Raw genomic sequence first — 17210 nt, 5'->3', positions numbered from 1 at the left:
GAAGAACCCGCCTATGGCGGGTTTTTTACTTTCTAGTATCCGGACTCTCCATCGAACTGCGTTCGATTATTCGCCGCACAGCTTGCCCCCCTGACCTCCACTCTCCCTCGCCCATTGTATTATGCGTAAAAGTAACGCATAGAAAAGATAGCGTCATATTAGTTACCTTCAGAAACCAGTTGGCCCATTCAAGATCGTGACACCTCACGTATTATGACCCATGCAAGGATATGCCTGGATTTGTGGCTTCTGTGCACATAACTACTTAATTTTAGGATAGAAGGTTACGATGAAAAAATTAGCAATGATGCTTGGCGCATGTACACTCCTGGCCTGGGGGGCAGCAAACGCCGCTAACGGACAGGTCGTCACAAAAGCCAAATCAGCCTGTGAGGCTAACCCGACGCAGTGCTCGCAGGCGAAATCAGATGCCAAAAAAGAAGCGCAGGCCGCCAAAGATGCCTGTGATAAAAATAAGAGCGCCTGTGATGAAGCGAAAACCAAAGCTAAAAATGCAGTGAAGAGATAAAAACAGCCTCACGCGGCAGAATTTCCTGCCGCGTTTTCGATAAGCTCCCCGCCTCTCTCATATCCACAAATACGACACCTTCAGCAGGCCTCCTGCCAGGCCTACGCCGACGATCTGCCGTGCGATAAATCCAGCAAATAAAAAAGCCCGCCGGTTTCCCGGCAGGCATAAAGCGTCATGCTTTAAAATAGCACTCAGGACTGCGGTTTTGGAATCGCGGTCAAAGTGCACACGGCCTGTACTTTATCGCCACGGCGGCTGGTAATCGTCACTTCATCACCCGCTTTTTTACCCTGGCAAGGCTGCACCATCGCCGTGTCAAAGTTCTGCCGCATCTGCGCGCGATTGGGCTGCGCCATGCTCGGGAAAGAGGCCAGCGCCGCGGTCACCAAAACCGCACTCAGCACCATGGCCTTCATCTGTCGAGTTCCATTCTTACTCATCTACTTAGTTCCTTTCTCAGGGGAGGTAAATAACCGCCCCCAAACTAGCAGCACTCGCCTATACCAACTGTAACTTCGCATAACCAAGTGTTGCTACGACGTGTTTTAGGAATTTAGCCCGCTTGCGTACATCACCCACAGCGCGTCGATTATCTGTTAACCTATAGCCGCAGGCATCGCGACAACCGCCTCGCCACGCACCTCAAGGTTCTCCATGGCCGTCAAAGAAAAAATTCTCCTCAGCGCCTGTCTGGCGGGTCACCACGTACGCTACAACGGCTCCCATAAATCCTGTCATTCAGCGCTTTTGCAATGCTGGCGCGACGAAGGACGTCTGGTCACTCACTGCCCGGAACTGGCTGCGGGCCTTGAAACGCCGCGCTTATCGGCGGAGATGGTCAACGGCCAGGGCGTTGACGTGCTGAACGGGCGCGCCCAGATGACCGAAAGTGACGGCCGCGATGTCAGTCAGCCGTATATCCTGGCCGCCTGGCTCGCACTGAAAACCGCTCAGCAACACGGTTGCCGTTTTGCCGTGATGACCGACGGCAGCCCAACCTGCGGTAGTCAGCTCATTTATGACGGTTCGTTTAGCGGGACGAAGGTGCCCGGCGAAGGCGTCGCCGTCTCGCTGCTACGCGAGCACGGGGTTGAGGTGTTTAGCGAGTATCAGTTGGATGCGCTAAAGCGACGGCTTGATGAAGTTGAAGGAAAATAGGCCGTGCCGCCCCGGGGCCGGGGCGGCACGGCCTGCCATTCATCACCCAATTCTCACCCACCGCCATCCCACTGCCATCATCCCCAACACAATCGTCACGCCAGCCGCCATATGCAGCAAAAAGTCCAGCGGATGGACTTCAACCGGATGACAAAACGACAGTAGCGTCAATGCCATACAGGCAATTCCGGCGCCTGAAACCGCCAGCGTTCGCAGCGGGTACAGCGCCCGGGTACGACGAAGGTAACCAATCATAATGGCCATCATCGGCGCACTCACCGCCATCATGAAGACGTAGCAGTTCACCTCGTCGGGATGGCTTCCCGCCGCGGGCGTCCGCCCGAGACTGAAGATAACGCCGCCCAGCCAGAGCGCTATCAACGGCGCAAACCAGCGCCAGCCCAACGGCTTTTGCCCGGCGATACTCAGCAGAAAGGCATTGCGTATCGCCAGTACCCCCATCACAAAAGCGACAACCAGCTGAAGCGCCGCCAACAGCGCACCGGATTGCGTCCAGTCCGTCGCCACCCGATGAAACACCAGGCTGCTTAACACGCCGCACGGCAATGCCATCAGCAGCCAAGCGGCGACCCGCCGGTGGCTCGCCCAGGGCCGGCGTACCGGGCCGGCGTCCCGGCTTAGCTGTGCAATAAAATGATCATGATCGGTCATGGTTCGCTCCCATCCGGCGAAGGTTGGTTAGTGCTCTGTGTAATAACGATTTCACTGCCGAAATACTTAAATTGTTGCGCGCCGCGGCCTCGGCAAGGCTCATCTCCTGCAGATGAATATGCTCCACAATTTGGCGCTGGCGGGAGGGTAGCTGGTCAAGTATCAGCGCCAGCTCTTCTTCCCGCTCATCCTGTTCCGAGCCATATTCGACGGTTGGCTCAGCGGCCTGATCCTCATCAGTTTCGCGTAACCAATGGCGACCACGCTTGCGTAACGCGTCAACGGTGCGGGCCTGGGCAATCGCCATTAGCCACGGTAAAAATGGACAAGCGGGATCGTAGGTATGGCGTACCCGATGCACAGCCAGCAGAACATCCTGGATAACGTCGTCAACCAGAACGCTGTCAGCAATCTGCTTGCGAACTATCGCCCGAATCACCGGAACGATAGCCCGCAGTAGTTGGGTATAGGCATCGCGATCGCCCGCCTGAGCGCTTGCCATCAGCGCGGGCCATGCTTCACGCGGTGCTAAACCGCTATCCATATTCCGCCACGTTTGTTACCTCATGCTTTTTTGCCGGATGCCTGATTCAGCGCGTCGATCACAATCGCGGGAGTCAGTACCTGCGGCAGCACTTTCGGCGCGCTACCGTCCGCAGGGTAGACCACGTAAAGCGGTAAACCACCCTGTCCGAAAGTGCTCATCGCGTCGTCGATATCGGCATTAAATTTCGTCGAGTCCGCCACCATATAGACGGTTCCCGTGCTGGCCAGCGCCCGTTTCACCGCCGCCGTGGAGAGCGACGTCCGCTCGTTCACCTGACAGGTAATGCACCATGAGGCCGTAAAATCGACAAAGATCGCTTTACCATGGCCGCGCATCTCGGCCACCGTCTGCGGCGACCACTTCACCTGCGTGATATTTTCAACATGCTGCAGATCGGGCTGCGACGGCTGCACGTGCATCACGCCGGGAAGCGGGCTTACCGCGGCGATAAACAGCACCACCGTCACCGCCAGCAATGCTTTGTAGGATTGGCCGATATAACGCCTGCGCTGAGCCATTCCGTACAGCCATGCGGCGAAACTCACCACCACCGCGCTGATCAGTATCGCCAATAGCGCCGTGGTACCCGCCTGCTGCGTCAGCACCCATACCAGCCAGGCAAACGCCCCCAGCATCGGGAAGGCCAGGCCGCGTTTGAGGATATCCATCCATGCGCCCGGCCGCGGCAGACGTTTGGCTATCGCCGGGAACAGCGAAATTAGCGTAAAGGGGGCGGCAAACCCAATCGCCAGCGACAGGAAAATGGCCAGCGATGCGAGCGGTGGCTGCACCAGCGCATAACCCACCGCGCCTGCCATAAAGGGTGCTGAGCAGGGCGTCGCCACCACAATCGCCAGGGCACCGGTTAGCGCCGAACGCACAAAGGCCCCGCGCCCAACCGAAATCTCCCCTGCCCGCTGTAACGATAGCCCCACTTCAAATACGCCCAACAAATTCAGCGCTGCGCCCAAAATAATCAGCGCCAGAACGGCAATCACCATCGGCGACTGAAGCTGGAAGCCCCAGCCGACGGCGGTGCCCCCGGCACGCAACGCCAGCAATATGGCGGCCAGCGCCAGCATGGTAAAAATTACGCCGAGCAAAAAGCCGAGCCCTTCGGTGCGCGCACTTTTTACATCGCCCTCGTGGCGCAAAATGCCCAGCGCCTTAAGCGAAATGACCGGGAACACGCAGGGCATCAGGTTGAGTATAATGCCGCCCACAAAAGCGGCCAGAATGGCAGTTAACATAGCGAACCCCTGCGGCTAAATTACGAGTGTGATTTCGCATACAGCTTCACGGCATCCATCGCTTTCTGAATGTGCTCATCAGGATTACGGTCCGTATAGCTCATCAGGATTTTGCCATCCGGGGCGATAACAAATGAGGTACGATCCGACAGCGTTTTACCGTTCATTTGCATCGTCGTCTGGTACTCCGCCGCCACTTTCGCCCCCGGATCTGCCGCCACGGCAAATTTATCCCGGCACTCCAGTTTCGAGAATTCATCCACCTGATCAACGTTCCCGGCGGTCACGCCCACCACGGTCGCCCCCAGTTTTTTGAAATCATCGGTAGCTTCAGCAAAAGCGTGCGCCTCAAGGGTACAGCCCTTAGTGAACGCCGCCGGGAAGAAATAGAGTACCACTGGCCCCTTTTGCAATGCCTGCTGAAGGGAGAAAGTCAGCGGCTTACCGCCGAGCGCGCCCTGCAGGCTGAAGTCCGGGGCTTTCGCACCAGGCTCAAGGGCAGCATGGGCATTCATGGCGAAAAGAGAAAGGCTGAGTACGGCGGCGGCTGACAAGGTTTGCAAACGTTTCATGGTCGACTCCATCAGGGGGAAAATAGGCTCTATAAAGAATAGTTCGCACGCTAATGCCTGATAGTTTCGCTCAACGATAAAAAAATTTGTCGGGGCTGCTGCATCCCTACTCCGGCACGCGCTCCCCTGGCACAAATTACCGCCGGTGAAAGTGTCCCCATAGAAATTTATAACCCAGATCACGGAAATTAATTTCTAAATCATAAAACCTATTTCCAGTATGACCTTGCTAAGATCCCTTCCGAGAGCCAATGCAGTGCCCGCACTGCATATTATAAGGTACACTCCATGCGTAAAGATTTAACCAGCAATGAGCTGCGGATTTATAAATTCTGTCAGGAGAACCCTACTGACGTTTATAAGATGAAGATTCATGAACTGGCCGAGCGTGTGTATACCACCGCGCCATCCATTTCAAAATTGGTCAAAAAGTTAGGCTTTAATAATTTCCAGGAGTTTAAAGTCGATGTTCGGGATGTTTTCTCGATGTCGAAAAACTCACAGCATCATAACTCGTTTGTTAGTGAGTATATGCAGGAAATGCACGATGCCTTAACCAAGGTATCAGAAAGTAAAATCAAAGCCTTTTGCGACTTTTTATTAGATTGTAGCACGATTATTACCTGGGGATATGGCACATCAGACAGCGTAGCTAATTATGTCAGCTATAACCTGATGGTTCTTGGATTTAATATTCTCAATGAAACAGACTATACCAACTGCAATGTTCGCAGCCGCTTTCTGACCGCTAATGATTGTATTCTGATTGTCTCTAATAGCGGTGAGTCTGAAATGCTGGAAGAGATAATTATTAACGCGAGAAAAAACGGTATCAAAGTCGCCGCCATCACCAGTCGGGAAAACTCGACTCTGGCACTTAAGGCCGATGCTGCATTGATCTATAAGAATGCCATTATTAAAGACACGGCATTTGAAAACATTAGCTACCCGATACAAATAGCCATCATCGATATCATGCTTTTCCATTTATCTCATGTCAGAAAAGTATCACTTAAATTTAATTCAAAGGTTGAAGACTCATGAAAAAAGTTAAACTCGTGGTGATTGGTGCAGGAAGCAGCTATACCCCAGAACTGATTGAAGGGGTGATAAAAAACCACCACCAGCTCCCCATTTCTCATATTGCGTTTGTCGACGTAGAGATGGGTAAAGAGAAAATGAACATCATCTTCCAGCTCACCCGCCGAATGCTGGAAAAAGCAGGCTTAGCCATTGAAGTGAGCCAAACGTTTGACCGTAAAACGGCGCTACAGGATACCGATTTCGTCGTGACGCAGCTGCGCGTTGGCGGTATTGACGCCCGCATTATCGATGAAAAGCTGCCGAAATCTCACGGTTTTATCGGTCAGGAAACTAACGGCGCGGGCGGAATGTTCAAAGCCCTTCGTACCATCCCGGTGATCATTGAAATTGCCAATGAAATGAAAGAGGTTTGCCCAAACGCCTGGCTTATCAACTTCACCAACCCAGCCTCTATGGTGACGGAAGCCGTTCTCAAATACAGTAACAACAACCGGGTCATTGGCCTGTGCAACGGCCCGATCAACATGACTCACCAGGTCGCAGGCTTACTGAATGCCAAAGTCGAAGATTTATACGTAGAGTTCAAGGGTTCCAACCACATGAACTTTATCACTAAAATCCTGCATCACGGCGTCGATCGCACGCGAGAAACCATCAACTTAATCAACGCCGCGGACGTCGACGCGCTGAGCTTTAAAAACGTCAGCAACGAGCAGTTTAATAAAGAGCTGTTGGCCGCTACCAACCTGATCCCCTCCTCTTATTTAAAGTATTACCTCAAGACCACCGAAATGCTGGCCGAACAGGATGCTGCCGAGCTGTCGCGCGGTGAAATCGTTAAAAATATTGAAGCCGAGCTGTTCAAAAAATATAGCGACCCTACCCTTCAGGATAAACCTAAAGAGCTGGAAGCCCGCGGCGGCGCGCTCTATTCCACCGCTGCGCTTAACGTGATTCGTGCGATTTATCTCGATGATAAGAGCATTCAAACCGTCAACGTTCGCAACGGTGGCGCAATTACCAATTTACCAGCAGACGCGGTAGTGGAAGTGAACTGTGTTATGACGCGTAATGGCCCAATGCCAATTTGCACCGGCGAAATCCCATCACCTGCGAAAGGGATTGTGTCGATGATGAAAGACTATGAAGCGCAGATCGTAAAAGCCGCCGCAACCGGTGATTATCAGGCGCTGATCGCCGGTTTCATCTTCAACCCATTATGCTCAAGCGATAACGCCGGCGTTGAATTAGTGAAAGAAATGCTGCTGGCCAATAAAAAGTACCTGCCTTTATTCGCAAAAACTATTGAAGCACTTTAATCGCGGGAAGAAACAGATGAAATGTACCACTTTTGACACTAATGCCGCGCTGGCCGAGCAGGTCGTCAGCGAGCTCTCGGCGCTTAAGCCTCATTCCCGTGTACTGATTCCGTCCGGAAGCACCCCGCAGTGGGTTTATAACGCACTCGCCGCGACTGAGATTGCCAGCAACCTGACCTTCTTTGCGCTGGATGAGTGGGTCAATGTCCCCAGCGAGTCCGACGGCAGTTGCCTGAGCATGATTAATCAGGACTTTGTCCACCAATGCACGCATCCAGTGACGTTAATCCATTTCGATCCTTATGCCTCCACGCAACAAAACATCGCCCACTACGAGAGCGCGCTAAACGGTAATGAATTTGATTATGTGATTCTCGGCGTGGGGATGAATGGGCATATCGGTTTAAACGAGCCGGGCGTGTCATTTGATGAGGATTATCTGCAAACCAAACTGGATGATGTCACCATCAATGTCGCCAGCCATAAATACTTTTCTGGCGACGTGACGCTCACCGAAGGGATTACCGTCGGGCTGAACAAGATCATCAAAGCTGGAAAAGTGATTGTCATTATTAACCATGAGGCTAAAAAAGATATTTACCACCAGATCGTCAATGGCGACTCCCATCACACCGCTATCCCGGCAATCTATCTCAAGCAATTCCCGCAAGTTAATTACTACATTACAAAAAACCTTAAAGGGTAAGCGGAAATGAGCATAACCTCTCTACTCGAACAAAAGATGTTGCCGTTGGCCGAGAAAATCTCGTCAAACATCTATCTGACCGCCCTCAAAAATGCCTTTATTGCGCTGATCCCTTTTTTAATTGTTGGTTCATTCTTTCTGCTGTTAACTAATTTCCCTATCAGCGGCTATAACGAGTTTATGACCTCGCTGTTAGGGAAAGGGACATTGGATAAGCTGAATTACGGTATTAACGCCAGCTACGGTCTGATGACATTATTGGTCATCATCACTTTCTCAAAAGAGCTAGTCGAGAAGCTCAATCTCAGCCAAAGTACTGCGATTTTACCGATAGCCATATTCTTTTTAATGTTGCCGGGAAGCGTGACGACAGAGTCAGGAAATATCGTATCCGGAGCCTATGCACTGCTCGATTTCAGCTCCGAGTCGATGTTTTTAGGGATTATTGTCACCGTCATCACCATCAAGATGGTCGAATTTCTGGAAAACAGAGCATTCACCATCAAGATGCCGGATAGCGTACCGCCAGAGATTGCCAAATCGTTTAAATCTCTGGTTCCCATCCTGGTGGTGCTGTTGTTCTGGATAATCATCAAAGTCCTGTTTGAGTCCACCCATTTCGGCACGCCGGGGAAGTTCATCAGCGTTATGCTGCAGGAGCCGCTGCTTTACTTGGGTAACTCCATCTTCTCCCAGCTTATTGCCGAAATGATGATTAGCCTGTTCTGGTTTTTCGGCATTCACGGTGACTCAATCGTCACCTCGGTGATGGGGCCAATCTGGCAAACGCTCAGCGCCCAAAACCTGGCGCAAACGCAGGCAGGACTGGCGGCAACCAATATCATTACCCAGCAGTTCAGGGATGTGTATTTGATTGCTGGCGGCACCGGCTTTACCGGCGCGCTGCTGATCAGCATCTTTATGGTTGCAAAAAGCACTCGCCTAAAACAGCTATCAAAACTGGCTGCACCGGCTGCCGTCTTTAACATCAATGAGCCGATCATTTTTGGCCTGCCGATTGTCCTCAATCCGCTGATGCTGATTCCTTTTATCATCACACCAATCGTGCTTTGCACCGTCACGTATGTCGTTATCGCGCTCGGTTGGGTACCGCCGACTTCCGGCGTGTCCATCCCCTGGACCACGCCGATATTTGTCTCTGGTTTTCTGACGACCGGCGTCTCAGGGGTGGTGTTGCAGGCGGTTAATCTGGCGATTGCGACAACCATCTATCTGCCCTTCGTGAAGATTTTAGATAAGCAGTATCTTCATGAAGAGAGTCAAATGGCCAGCGCCTGATTCTCGCCGTCAACGGGGTTCTCCTTTCGCTAGCAGCGATAAGGAGAACCCCAATGCGCAGAAAAGCATTGCCGTAGACTTAAGTTTTAACCTTTCTGGTCGCTTATATTCTTTCCGATATCTAGGGAAAGAAATCCAGGTAAAATGAAGCGATACAGTACCAATAAAATAACTACCATTGCCTTTTTGGCTATTCTTGTTCCATTTTTGTTAATGTGCGTTTTCACATATGTATATACCAACAAAAATATAGAACAATCGTTTATTAAGACGATGGCTCGCTTTACCGATAATGAGTCAGCTAATAGTGTCACGGAGACCACAAAAAACATCACGATGCTGTTTGACCCAATATTAAAAATTATCACCAAAGATAAGTTGGATGCTTATCTGAAGGGTGAGCATAGTGAAATCGAAAAAATTGCCAACTCCATCGTCAACTCTACGCCGGCATTCCGGAACGTCACCCTTTCAAATGCGAATGGCAACTCCATTACCTATCCCAACAAGATACGTCCGCAAGACTACAACGTCCTGACTCGTCCATGGTATCCAAAGGCAACTGAAAAAAACCACGTCACGTTTTCTGCTCCTTACGTCTCCAATGAAGAAGACAAAAAAGACGAGAAGACAATCACGGTCAGCATGGGCATCCTTGATGAAGATCTTAACCTGATAGGAAATATTGCCTTTGACCTTGATTTAAAGGCAATTTCATCAATGCTGGAGAACATTCAGGCTCCGTACTACGGCCGATACCGTGTTGCCACCCACGATGGCCTGATTGTCTTAAGCAATAATAAAAATGAAGTGCTAACCCGTAAAATTCCTGAGTCATGGACAAAACAGATTGCCAATGACAGCGAGGATTTCTATGACAAAACAACCCAAACCTACGTGTTCTATAAAAAATTCAACAACCCTGATTGGGTAGCCATTTCTTATGTGAAGAAAAGCGATCTTGAGAATGAAATGAGCGATTTCATTCAAAGCTTCATCACCGCATTTTCTATTTGCTTGAGCATTTACCTTATTATCGCCGTACTTTTCCGGATGTATCTGCGACAGATGCTTTCGGTGTTTTTAATGGAAGTCAAAGGCATTGACGCCGAAGAAGCGAAACCTAATTTTGAGCTGCTTTACAAAAACATCAGAAATAACAATGCCGAACTACAAACCGTCAAGCATGATTCAGAAACCGATGAATTAACGAAGATCTACAATCGTAAAAAAATGAATGAGGATTTGGCGACGCTGATCGCTAAAAACGATCCGTTCTCATTCGCCATCATTGATATTGATAATTTCAAAGTGATCAATGATACCTTCGGACATGACGCTGGCGATGGGGTTCTGAAATTTGTCAGTAAGGCGGGCTGCCAGGTGATGGGCGATGACTATCATCTTTATCGGTTTGGCGGTGAAGAACTGGTCGTCATCTTCCCGGGAAATGACTATGAAGAGCATTATCAACTTATTGATACATGGCGGAAAATTGTTAGCCACCGGACGTGGCGAGAAAGCCCAATGCGCGTTACCTTCAGCGCAGGGATCACGTTCTGGCAGCCTGGCGATACCGCGGAACATACCCTCAAAACCGCCGACATTCTGCTCTATAAAGCCAAACACAGCGGCAAAAATCAGGTGATAGGCGACGCGCATTAATCCCAGCCGCGCGTCCCACCAGGAGGCTCTTCAAGTATCGCTGAAGAGCCTCTTCGTTCGTTAACTTGCCACGCTTCCCCACACCAACCGCCCCTTATGGAACGTCGCACTGCGGGGTGAAATACGCGCCACGGCCTCGGCAGAGCACGAAGCATCCACCAGCACAAAGCTCGCATCGTCCTGCGCCTTCGGCCACACCTGTTCGCCCTTCTCATTGAGCGGCATGACATCACCGGTCGCAAGGAACAGCGAGCGCGACAGGTTCTGCTCGTTCGGGCGGATATAGAGCTGCGCGTAAAGATTGGCTTTCTCCAGCATATCGCCGAGGCCATACGGCGCCCAATGATCGATAGCGCTGTCAGTGCCGGTCATCACCGTCACACCTTTATCGCGCAACTGCTTAAGCGGCATATGCAACGTACCAATTGGCACCGTGGAAGCGATGGAAATCTGCTGCGCGGCCATTCGCGTTGCTATCTCATCCACCTGCTGTTCATTCATGGTTGCCAGCGCAAAGGCGTGGCTGATGGTCACTTTGCCCTTCAGTTGCGGCGTTCTCTCGACGGTTTCCACCATATATTTCACCGCCGCCACGCCCGCTGGGCTGGTTTCATGTAGGTGAATATCGACCCCTTTTTGGTAATCGATGGCTATCTGGAACATGGTATCGAGGGATTTTTCCATCGCGCCGTCTACATTAGTGGGGTCGAGCCCACCCACGTAGTGCGCCCCAGCCTGCATCGCTTCACGCATCAGCGGTTCTGATTTCGATAACAGCAGACCGTGCTGTGGAAAGGCGACGATTTCACAATCAAAACCGGCTTTGCGTCGTGCCAGCACCGCCTGAAGATTTTCGAGGTTTTTCAGCCCCGACACCGGTTCAATATTGCAGTGGCTGCGGGCGATGGTGGTGCCTTTTGATTGCAGCAGATCGATAAGCTTCCCAGCGCGCTCCTGGGTATACGGCTGCAGCTCGGGCAGCAGCTTTTGCTCAAGCTTAATCATATCCTGAATGGTGGTACCGGCAGGACGGTTGAGCGAACGCCACGGGCCGCCGTAAAAAGTTTTATCCAGGTGAATGTGCATATCGCGCATCGTGGGCAGCATTAGCTTACCGCCCGCATCATAATGCGGCAGCGTGGCGTCAGGATGGTTTTTGTTATCGCGCAGCGCTACGATTTTGCCCTCGCTGATCTCCACGGTATGCAGCGCAGTGCGCGTATGCACAGCGACTGCGCCCTCGTAATCGAAGCCCGTTTCGAGCAGCACGTTGTCCAGATAATAATGGCCGTCGGTGATGTTCATGGTTCCCTTGGTCTCGCAGGCAGCTACGCCGGAAGTGGCTGCATACGCCACCGGGCCAGTAGCACCAAACAGCGCAGCAGCGGTGACCATTTTGCCGCTGTTGCTGAGAAACTCACGGCGACTTTTGTTCTCTTGCATCGTCGTTCCTTACTGTTAATGGACGATATGGGTGCCCGTTTCACCGCGCAGGGCGGCGGGCAGACATTCCGGCGTGGTGATAATCACCCGTTTCCCGCCGTGTTGTAAAAACTGTAGGCTGGCGACAATCTTCGGCAACATGCTGCCTGCCGGGAAGTGCCCTTCATGCATGTAGCGCGTCATGGTGGCGATATCCACCTGCCCCAGCGCCTGCTGTTCAGGTTTACCAAAGTGGATACAGACTTTCTCCACGCCGGTGGTGATCACCAGAATATCGGCGCGGATCTCACGCGCGAGCAGCGCGGTGGAGAGATCTTTATCGATCACCGCATCGACGCTGCGATAATCCCCCTCTTCCCCCAGCACGACCGGAATACCGCCGCCGCCCGCACCAATGACCAGAAAACCTTTCTGCGCCAGCGCTTGAATGGCTTCAGACTCTACGATGCGCTTTGGCTCTGGTGAGGCGACAACGCGACGATAGCCACGCCCGGAATCCTCAACAAAGCGCCAGGTGGGATTCGCCTTTTGCAGCTCATCACGCTGCTCGCCATTGAAGAATGCGCCGATCGGTTTGGTGGGATTGGCAAAACCCGGATCGTTTTCATCCACTTCCACCTGCGTCACCACCGTCACCGCTTTTTGCTCACCGCGTTTGGCCAACCGGTTGTTTAACGCCTGCTGGATCAGATAGCCAATACCGCCCTGCGTATCGGCTACACAGTTGGCAAGCGGCGTTAACGGCAGCCCCTCGCGCTCATGAGCGATCTCTGCGCGACGCAGATCCAGCCCTACCTGCGGGCCGTTACCGTGCGTCAGCACAATATTGTAGTCCGATGCCAGCATCTCCAGCACGGTGTCGGCGACCGCTTTCACCGCCTCTGCCTGATGTTCAATCGACTGGCTGGCGTTGTCTTTGATAATGCTGTTGCCGCCAATGGCAACGACCACAAGTTCTTTCATCGTGTAGGTTTCCAGTGCAGAAGGTGATGTGATTATTGTTGTTGGGTTGTGGTTGCCACCGTGGGCCAACCCCCTCTCCGGTTGAAAAGAGGGTTGGGGTGAGGGTGGGTGTAACGAACGGCAAGCGGGGCCTCCGTGCCCGTTATCCCCTCACCCTGGTCCTCTTCCCACAGGGAAGAGGACAGCGTCAGGCGCTGTAGCGTTCGCACCAGCTCAAAATCGCTTTCTCAAAGCAGGCGAACGGCGGGTGCACAATCCCGGCGCCAATCATGCCGATACCGGCATCTTTATGCGCGATGGCGGTGTTGATCACCGGCAGAATGCCGCTGCTGCCAACACGAGTGATATCGATAGCCGTCGGCACGCCCATAAAGCCCAGCAGAGGGATGGTGACGTTCGGGTTCTCACCCAGGGTGATTTCCCGCATCTGGCGGGAGAAGTCGATCGCTTCTTCCACCGTACCGCCCACCAGCGCCACAATGGCCGGTGCCGTCGCCATCGCAAACCCGCCGATGCCGTAGGTTTCGGTAATCGCGCTGTCGCCGATATCCAGGCCCGAATCTTCCGGTTTGTAACCCGCGAACATCGGGCCAATCACCTGCTGCGCCGGGCCGGTAAACCACTGCCCCGGCAGGCCGCTCACGCGCAATCCGAACTCAACGCCGTTACGCGCCATGGTGGTGACCACGGTGCTGTATTCAATACCGTGCGCCGCATCCATCGCGGCTTTACACATCGCCATCCACGTCGGGCCGGAGAAATAATCGCTGCTGGCAACAAATTCAAACACTTCGCGCTGCTGTTCAACCGGATAGCCCGCCTGGATAATCCCCGGCGTCAGCGCCTGAATCAGCAGCGTAGTGCCCGCATTGTTGCGGTTGTGGCACTCATCGCCCATATGCAGCGCCTGAGCCAGCATTAAGCGCAGGTCAATCTCGCCGATAATCTTCATCGCCTCACGCAGCATCGGGCCCTGCACATCGCGCATCCAGTTCAGACGGTCGATAACGCTTTGGTCGTTGGCACCCATACGCAGGATCTTGGCCATCTGCTCGCTCATGTTGGTATAAGCGATGTTACCGTAGGTTTTGTTCTCGACGATATGCATAAACATTGACGCCGAGGTGACGCCGGCCATTGAGCCTACGCAGTCATGTTCGTGGCACGGCGAGAAGGTGATTTCACCAGACGCCGCGAGAACTGCGGCCTCATCGATATCTTTTGCCAGCCCTTCGAACACCAATGCCCCGGTCACTGCGCCCTTCATCGCACCGCACATGTTCTCCCATTTCACCGGCGGGCCGGCGTGGAGAATGGTTTTGGCGGTCATTCCGGGTACCACGTTGATCGCCTGATCGAAGCCAATCAGTACCGGGTGTGACTGAATAATCCGCTCCAGCGCCTGCTGGTTCGCCGCGGCGATTTTGTCCGCCAGCGGAGAGTCCGCAATGCTATCCAGCGCGTTCACAATCTGCATATTGCCCTGGCCCGGCGGCGTCCAGTCGAGCTGGGTGACGGCGACATGCTGTTTTTTCAGATCGTCGCTAAACATCGCGATACCGACGTTGATGGCGTTCAACGGTTGGGTAAACAGTGACTGACTCATCAGGCTTCCTCCCCTTTGCAAATAAATTCACGTGCCAGCAATCCGGTATTGGTGCTGCTGCTGGCGAGGATCACCCCCGCATCACTCAGCATCTGGCGCTGTTGTTCCAGCGAAGGGGCGTCAAGATCGGTCCCCAGCACATAGCCCAGGATCACCAGTTCGCGCCCGTCGGCTTTGGCGATCGCTTTTGCCTCTTTGATCGCATCTATCGTCGAGCCTACCGGATCTTCATGCGATCCAAAGCCGAGCACGAAGTCCATCACCACGACGCCCACTTCCGGATCGCGCGCTTCCTGGAGCAATCGGCTGATACGGTTGGTGGGGTCGATCATTGGGTGCGGCTTACCGTTGGTGAAATCGTCATCGCCAAAATCGAGGAATGTGTGCTTGATGCTGCGGTTGATATCCGTCAGGCGGAAGGCCGGATCGGGCTGAATATTGCTGTAAACGTCGCCGTGTTTCTCCAGGACCGCAAACATCGTTTCATCACACAGCGTGCCGCCGCAGAACAGGCCACGAATGTACTTCTGCTGCGGAGTTAAAAGCGCGCGCACGTCGCGAACCAACGCGCCATTCAATGGATGGAGATCTAACGACGCTTTATTCACGCCGCTCAGCAGCACCGCTTTCAGCGCCGCCTCTTTGGTGCCTCGGGCAAACTGCAGCCCTTGTTCATCAGCCGGCGGCTCAGCGCGGCCGAGGAAGCAAACCACGACCGGTTTACGACAGGCGCGGGCGCGCGCCAATACTTTCTGCGCCACGGCCGGTGCCGGTGGTTTAGAGACCAGAGCGATAATTTCAGTTTGCGGATCGTTTTCCAGCATGCCGATAGCATCCAGCATCATCAGCCCGCCGATTTTTTCGCTCAGGTCGCGACCACCGGTACCAATCAGCTGCGAAATACCGCCGCCAAAATCGTGGATACGCACGCTCAGCTCCTGGCTTCCGGTGCCGGAAGCACCGACGATCCCGATATTGCCGCGACGCACCGCATTGCCAAAGCACAGCGCCGCGCCGTTAATCATGGCCGTACCGCAGTCTGGCCCCATCATTAACAGCCCTTTTTCATGGGCCAGCTGCTTGAGCGCCAGCTCATCTTCAATGGTGACGTTATCGGAAAATAGCATCACGTTAAGGCCATTTTGCAGCGCCTGACGCGCTTCGCGGGCGGCAAACAGACCGTTGACCGAAATCACCGCCAGGTTGCTCTCCGGCACATGCTTTTTAGCACTGGCAAGCGTGGCATAGCGCGCTTCGTGGGAGCCACTCTCCGCCTTCTTCGTGAACAGCTCTTCGATCGCCGCCAGCGTCTGCTCGTTATCCGCACCGGCTTTACCGTTAATCACAATCATCAGGTCGCCGTTTTTCGCCTCATCCAGCTCCGGCGTCAGCAGGCCTAAATTTTTCAGCACACCTTTATTCATCTCGGTTGCCATCGCCACAAACGCCTGCTCGACACCGTCGAGCTTATTAGCGCGAGTGGAAATCGACATAAGCGATACCGAATCAAAATACGTGTTCTTTTTAATAACTATTTTGACTGACATAATTCCCTCCATACGTTTGGCTCAGGGCGCAGGCGTCCGCCATGCCATACAGCATGTCGCAGCCAGAACTCGAGCCAATATTTTTAATATTGGCAATAGCCTGGATAGAAAAGCGGGTGGGTTCATTAATCATGCCGTTAATAAACCCGAAAATACTTTCTCGATAACGTTGGGAAAATGCAGCTTCAAGCGTAATGGCGCTGAGCTGCGTGGTATTTTCGCGCGCGACTGCGAGCGCGGAATAAAAATCATTGCGATAGTGTTGCGCCGGGTGTCCGTCGATAAATAAAATCGTACTCAGCCCAACTAAATAATCATCTGCCGAGGGCGTCAGGCCAATACCCAGCCCAACCATATTGGCAACCGCCGACGTAATTTCGCGGCCCTGTAATAATGCGTTAAATAATGTCTGGCGCCGCTGCTGTAAGGCTAATGCAATAGCCTGATAGAACGGATTGTCGCCGCGCCAGAGAAATAGCGTCTGGTTATCCTGTAATTGTTGATGAATCACCTCGCACCATTGTTGCCAGGGGATTTGCCGAAACCGTTCGCCGCTCAGCTGCGGCGTGGTGGGCTGCCAGCGCTGGCAGGATGTGGTATCCAGCCATTTATCCTCGCCAACAAGAATCCCCGAAGGGTGAAACTGAACCGGCTCGCCTGGCCGGAACAGACCGTCAAAGTGAGTAAGTGCTAACCGACTGCTGTTGGGTGCATTGTCGTAATCCTCGCACAGTAGCGTCATCAGCCGTTGCTGTGCCGGGAGATAGAGATTTACCGCCCGGGAAAAAACCTGCTCAATCCACCCGCTACCGCGTTCAGAGAGAAAGGCCTCATCTGCAGTTAGCGCTTGCACACACCGCCGCACTGGGGTGTTGATAGCGCATCTC

At 53.1% G+C, this 17210-nt stretch carries 17 protein-coding genes; 7 read left to right on the top strand and 10 right to left on the bottom strand.

Going from position 1 to position 17210, the window contains the following annotated elements; translation table 11 throughout:
* Positions 1–289: 289 nt before the first annotated feature.
* Positions 290–529: a hypothetical protein gene (locus tag KCR01S_RS21305; protein WP_061284977.1), complete on the top strand. Its 240-nt coding sequence runs from the start codon at positions 290–292 to the stop codon at positions 527–529.
* Positions 530–723: 194 nt separating this feature from the next.
* On the opposite strand, the gene KCR01S_RS21300 is transcribed toward KCR01S_RS21305, so the two are convergent.
* Entirely contained in the window at positions 724–972 is a 249-nt protein-coding gene (locus KCR01S_RS21300; RefSeq protein ID WP_233269664.1) for a hypothetical protein, read from the bottom strand.
* Positions 973–1186: 214 nt separating this feature from the next.
* Between KCR01S_RS21300 and KCR01S_RS21295 the strand changes: the two genes are divergently transcribed.
* Positions 1187–1690, top strand: coding sequence for a 2-thiouracil desulfurase family protein (locus KCR01S_RS21295; protein ID WP_061284975.1), 504 nt, complete (start codon positions 1187–1189; stop codon positions 1688–1690).
* Between the two features lie 42 nt (positions 1691–1732).
* On the opposite strand, the gene KCR01S_RS21290 is transcribed toward KCR01S_RS21295, so the two are convergent.
* Genes KCR01S_RS21290 through KCR01S_RS21275 form a run of 4 tightly spaced genes read right to left on the bottom strand, consistent with a single transcriptional unit; the run spans position 1733 to position 4731 of the window.
* On the bottom strand, positions 1733–2362 hold the full coding sequence (locus KCR01S_RS21290) for an NrsF family protein (RefSeq protein WP_061284974.1): 630 nt from the start codon (positions 2360–2362) through the stop codon (positions 1733–1735).
* Entirely contained in the window at positions 2349–2906 is a 558-nt protein-coding gene (locus tag KCR01S_RS21285) for a sigma-70 family RNA polymerase sigma factor (protein WP_061284973.1), read from the bottom strand. The genes KCR01S_RS21290 and KCR01S_RS21285 overlap by 14 nt, the downstream gene beginning before the upstream one ends.
* Before the next feature lie 20 nt (positions 2907–2926).
* On the bottom strand, positions 2927–4159 hold the full coding sequence (locus tag KCR01S_RS21280) for a protein-disulfide reductase DsbD family protein (RefSeq protein ID WP_061284972.1): 1233 nt from the start codon (positions 4157–4159) through the stop codon (positions 2927–2929).
* 20 nt (positions 4160–4179) lie between these two features.
* Entirely contained in the window at positions 4180–4731 is a 552-nt protein-coding gene (locus KCR01S_RS21275; protein WP_061284971.1) for a peroxiredoxin, read from the bottom strand.
* Between the two features lie 288 nt (positions 4732–5019).
* On the opposite strand from KCR01S_RS21275, the gene KCR01S_RS21270 reads away from it, so the two are divergent.
* The 5 genes from KCR01S_RS21270 (at position 5020) to KCR01S_RS21250 (ending at position 10764) form a co-directional block, all read left to right on the top strand.
* Positions 5020–5775 carry a MurR/RpiR family transcriptional regulator gene (locus tag KCR01S_RS21270; protein ID WP_061284970.1) on the top strand — a complete coding sequence of 252 codons (756 nt, stop codon included), beginning with the start codon at positions 5020–5022 and terminating at the stop codon, positions 5773–5775.
* On the top strand, positions 5772–7094 hold the full coding sequence (locus KCR01S_RS21265) for a 6-phospho-beta-glucosidase (protein WP_061284969.1): 1323 nt from the start codon (positions 5772–5774) through the stop codon (positions 7092–7094). Before KCR01S_RS21270 ends, KCR01S_RS21265 begins: the two co-directional genes overlap by 4 nt.
* Positions 7095–7110: 16 nt before the next feature.
* Positions 7111–7800 carry a 6-phosphogluconolactonase gene (locus KCR01S_RS21260; RefSeq protein WP_061284968.1) on the top strand — a complete coding sequence of 230 codons (690 nt, stop codon included), beginning with the start codon at positions 7111–7113 and terminating at the stop codon, positions 7798–7800.
* A gap of 6 nt (positions 7801–7806) precedes the next feature.
* Positions 7807–9099 (top strand): PTS sugar transporter subunit IIC, encoded by a 1293-nt coding sequence (locus tag KCR01S_RS21255; RefSeq protein WP_061284967.1) that lies wholly within the window; start codon positions 7807–7809, stop codon positions 9097–9099.
* A gap of 273 nt (positions 9100–9372) precedes the next feature.
* Positions 9373–10764 (top strand): sensor domain-containing diguanylate cyclase, encoded by a 1392-nt coding sequence (locus KCR01S_RS21250; RefSeq protein ID WP_167348847.1) that lies wholly within the window; start codon positions 9373–9375, stop codon positions 10762–10764.
* A gap of 60 nt (positions 10765–10824) precedes the next feature.
* Here KCR01S_RS21250 and KCR01S_RS21245 read toward each other — a convergent pair whose 3' ends face one another.
* The 5 genes from KCR01S_RS21245 to KCR01S_RS21225 all read right to left on the bottom strand — a co-directional run bounded on the left by KCR01S_RS21245 (position 10825) and on the right by KCR01S_RS21225 (position 17176).
* Positions 10825–12207 carry an amidohydrolase family protein gene (locus tag KCR01S_RS21245; RefSeq protein ID WP_061284965.1) on the bottom strand — a complete coding sequence of 461 codons (1383 nt, stop codon included), beginning with the start codon at positions 12205–12207 and terminating at the stop codon, positions 10825–10827.
* A gap of 15 nt (positions 12208–12222) precedes the next feature.
* Complete coding sequence (locus KCR01S_RS21240) at positions 12223–13170, bottom strand: carbamate kinase family protein (protein WP_061284964.1); 948 nt, start codon at positions 13168–13170, stop codon at positions 12223–12225.
* 187 nt (positions 13171–13357) lie between these two features.
* Entirely contained in the window at positions 13358–14776 is a 1419-nt protein-coding gene (locus KCR01S_RS21235) for a YlbE family protein (RefSeq protein ID WP_061284963.1), read from the bottom strand.
* Complete coding sequence (fdrA, locus tag KCR01S_RS21230; RefSeq protein ID WP_061284962.1) at positions 14776–16323, bottom strand: acyl-CoA synthetase FdrA; 1548 nt, start codon at positions 16321–16323, stop codon at positions 14776–14778. The genes KCR01S_RS21235 and fdrA overlap by 1 nt, the downstream gene beginning before the upstream one ends.
* On the bottom strand, positions 16301–17176 hold the full coding sequence (locus KCR01S_RS21225) for an oxamate carbamoyltransferase subunit AllH family protein (protein ID WP_061284961.1): 876 nt from the start codon (positions 17174–17176) through the stop codon (positions 16301–16303). Before KCR01S_RS21225 ends, fdrA begins: the two co-directional genes overlap by 23 nt.
* Positions 17177–17210: the final 34 nt, after the last annotated feature.

The sequence above is a fragment of the Kluyvera cryocrescens NBRC 102467 genome (genome assembly GCF_001571285.1).
Lineage (GTDB): Bacteria > Pseudomonadota > Gammaproteobacteria > Enterobacterales > Enterobacteriaceae > Kluyvera > Kluyvera cryocrescens.
Note: the sequence above shows the minus strand (reverse complement) of the source record. Positions and strands in the feature narration are given on the sequence as shown.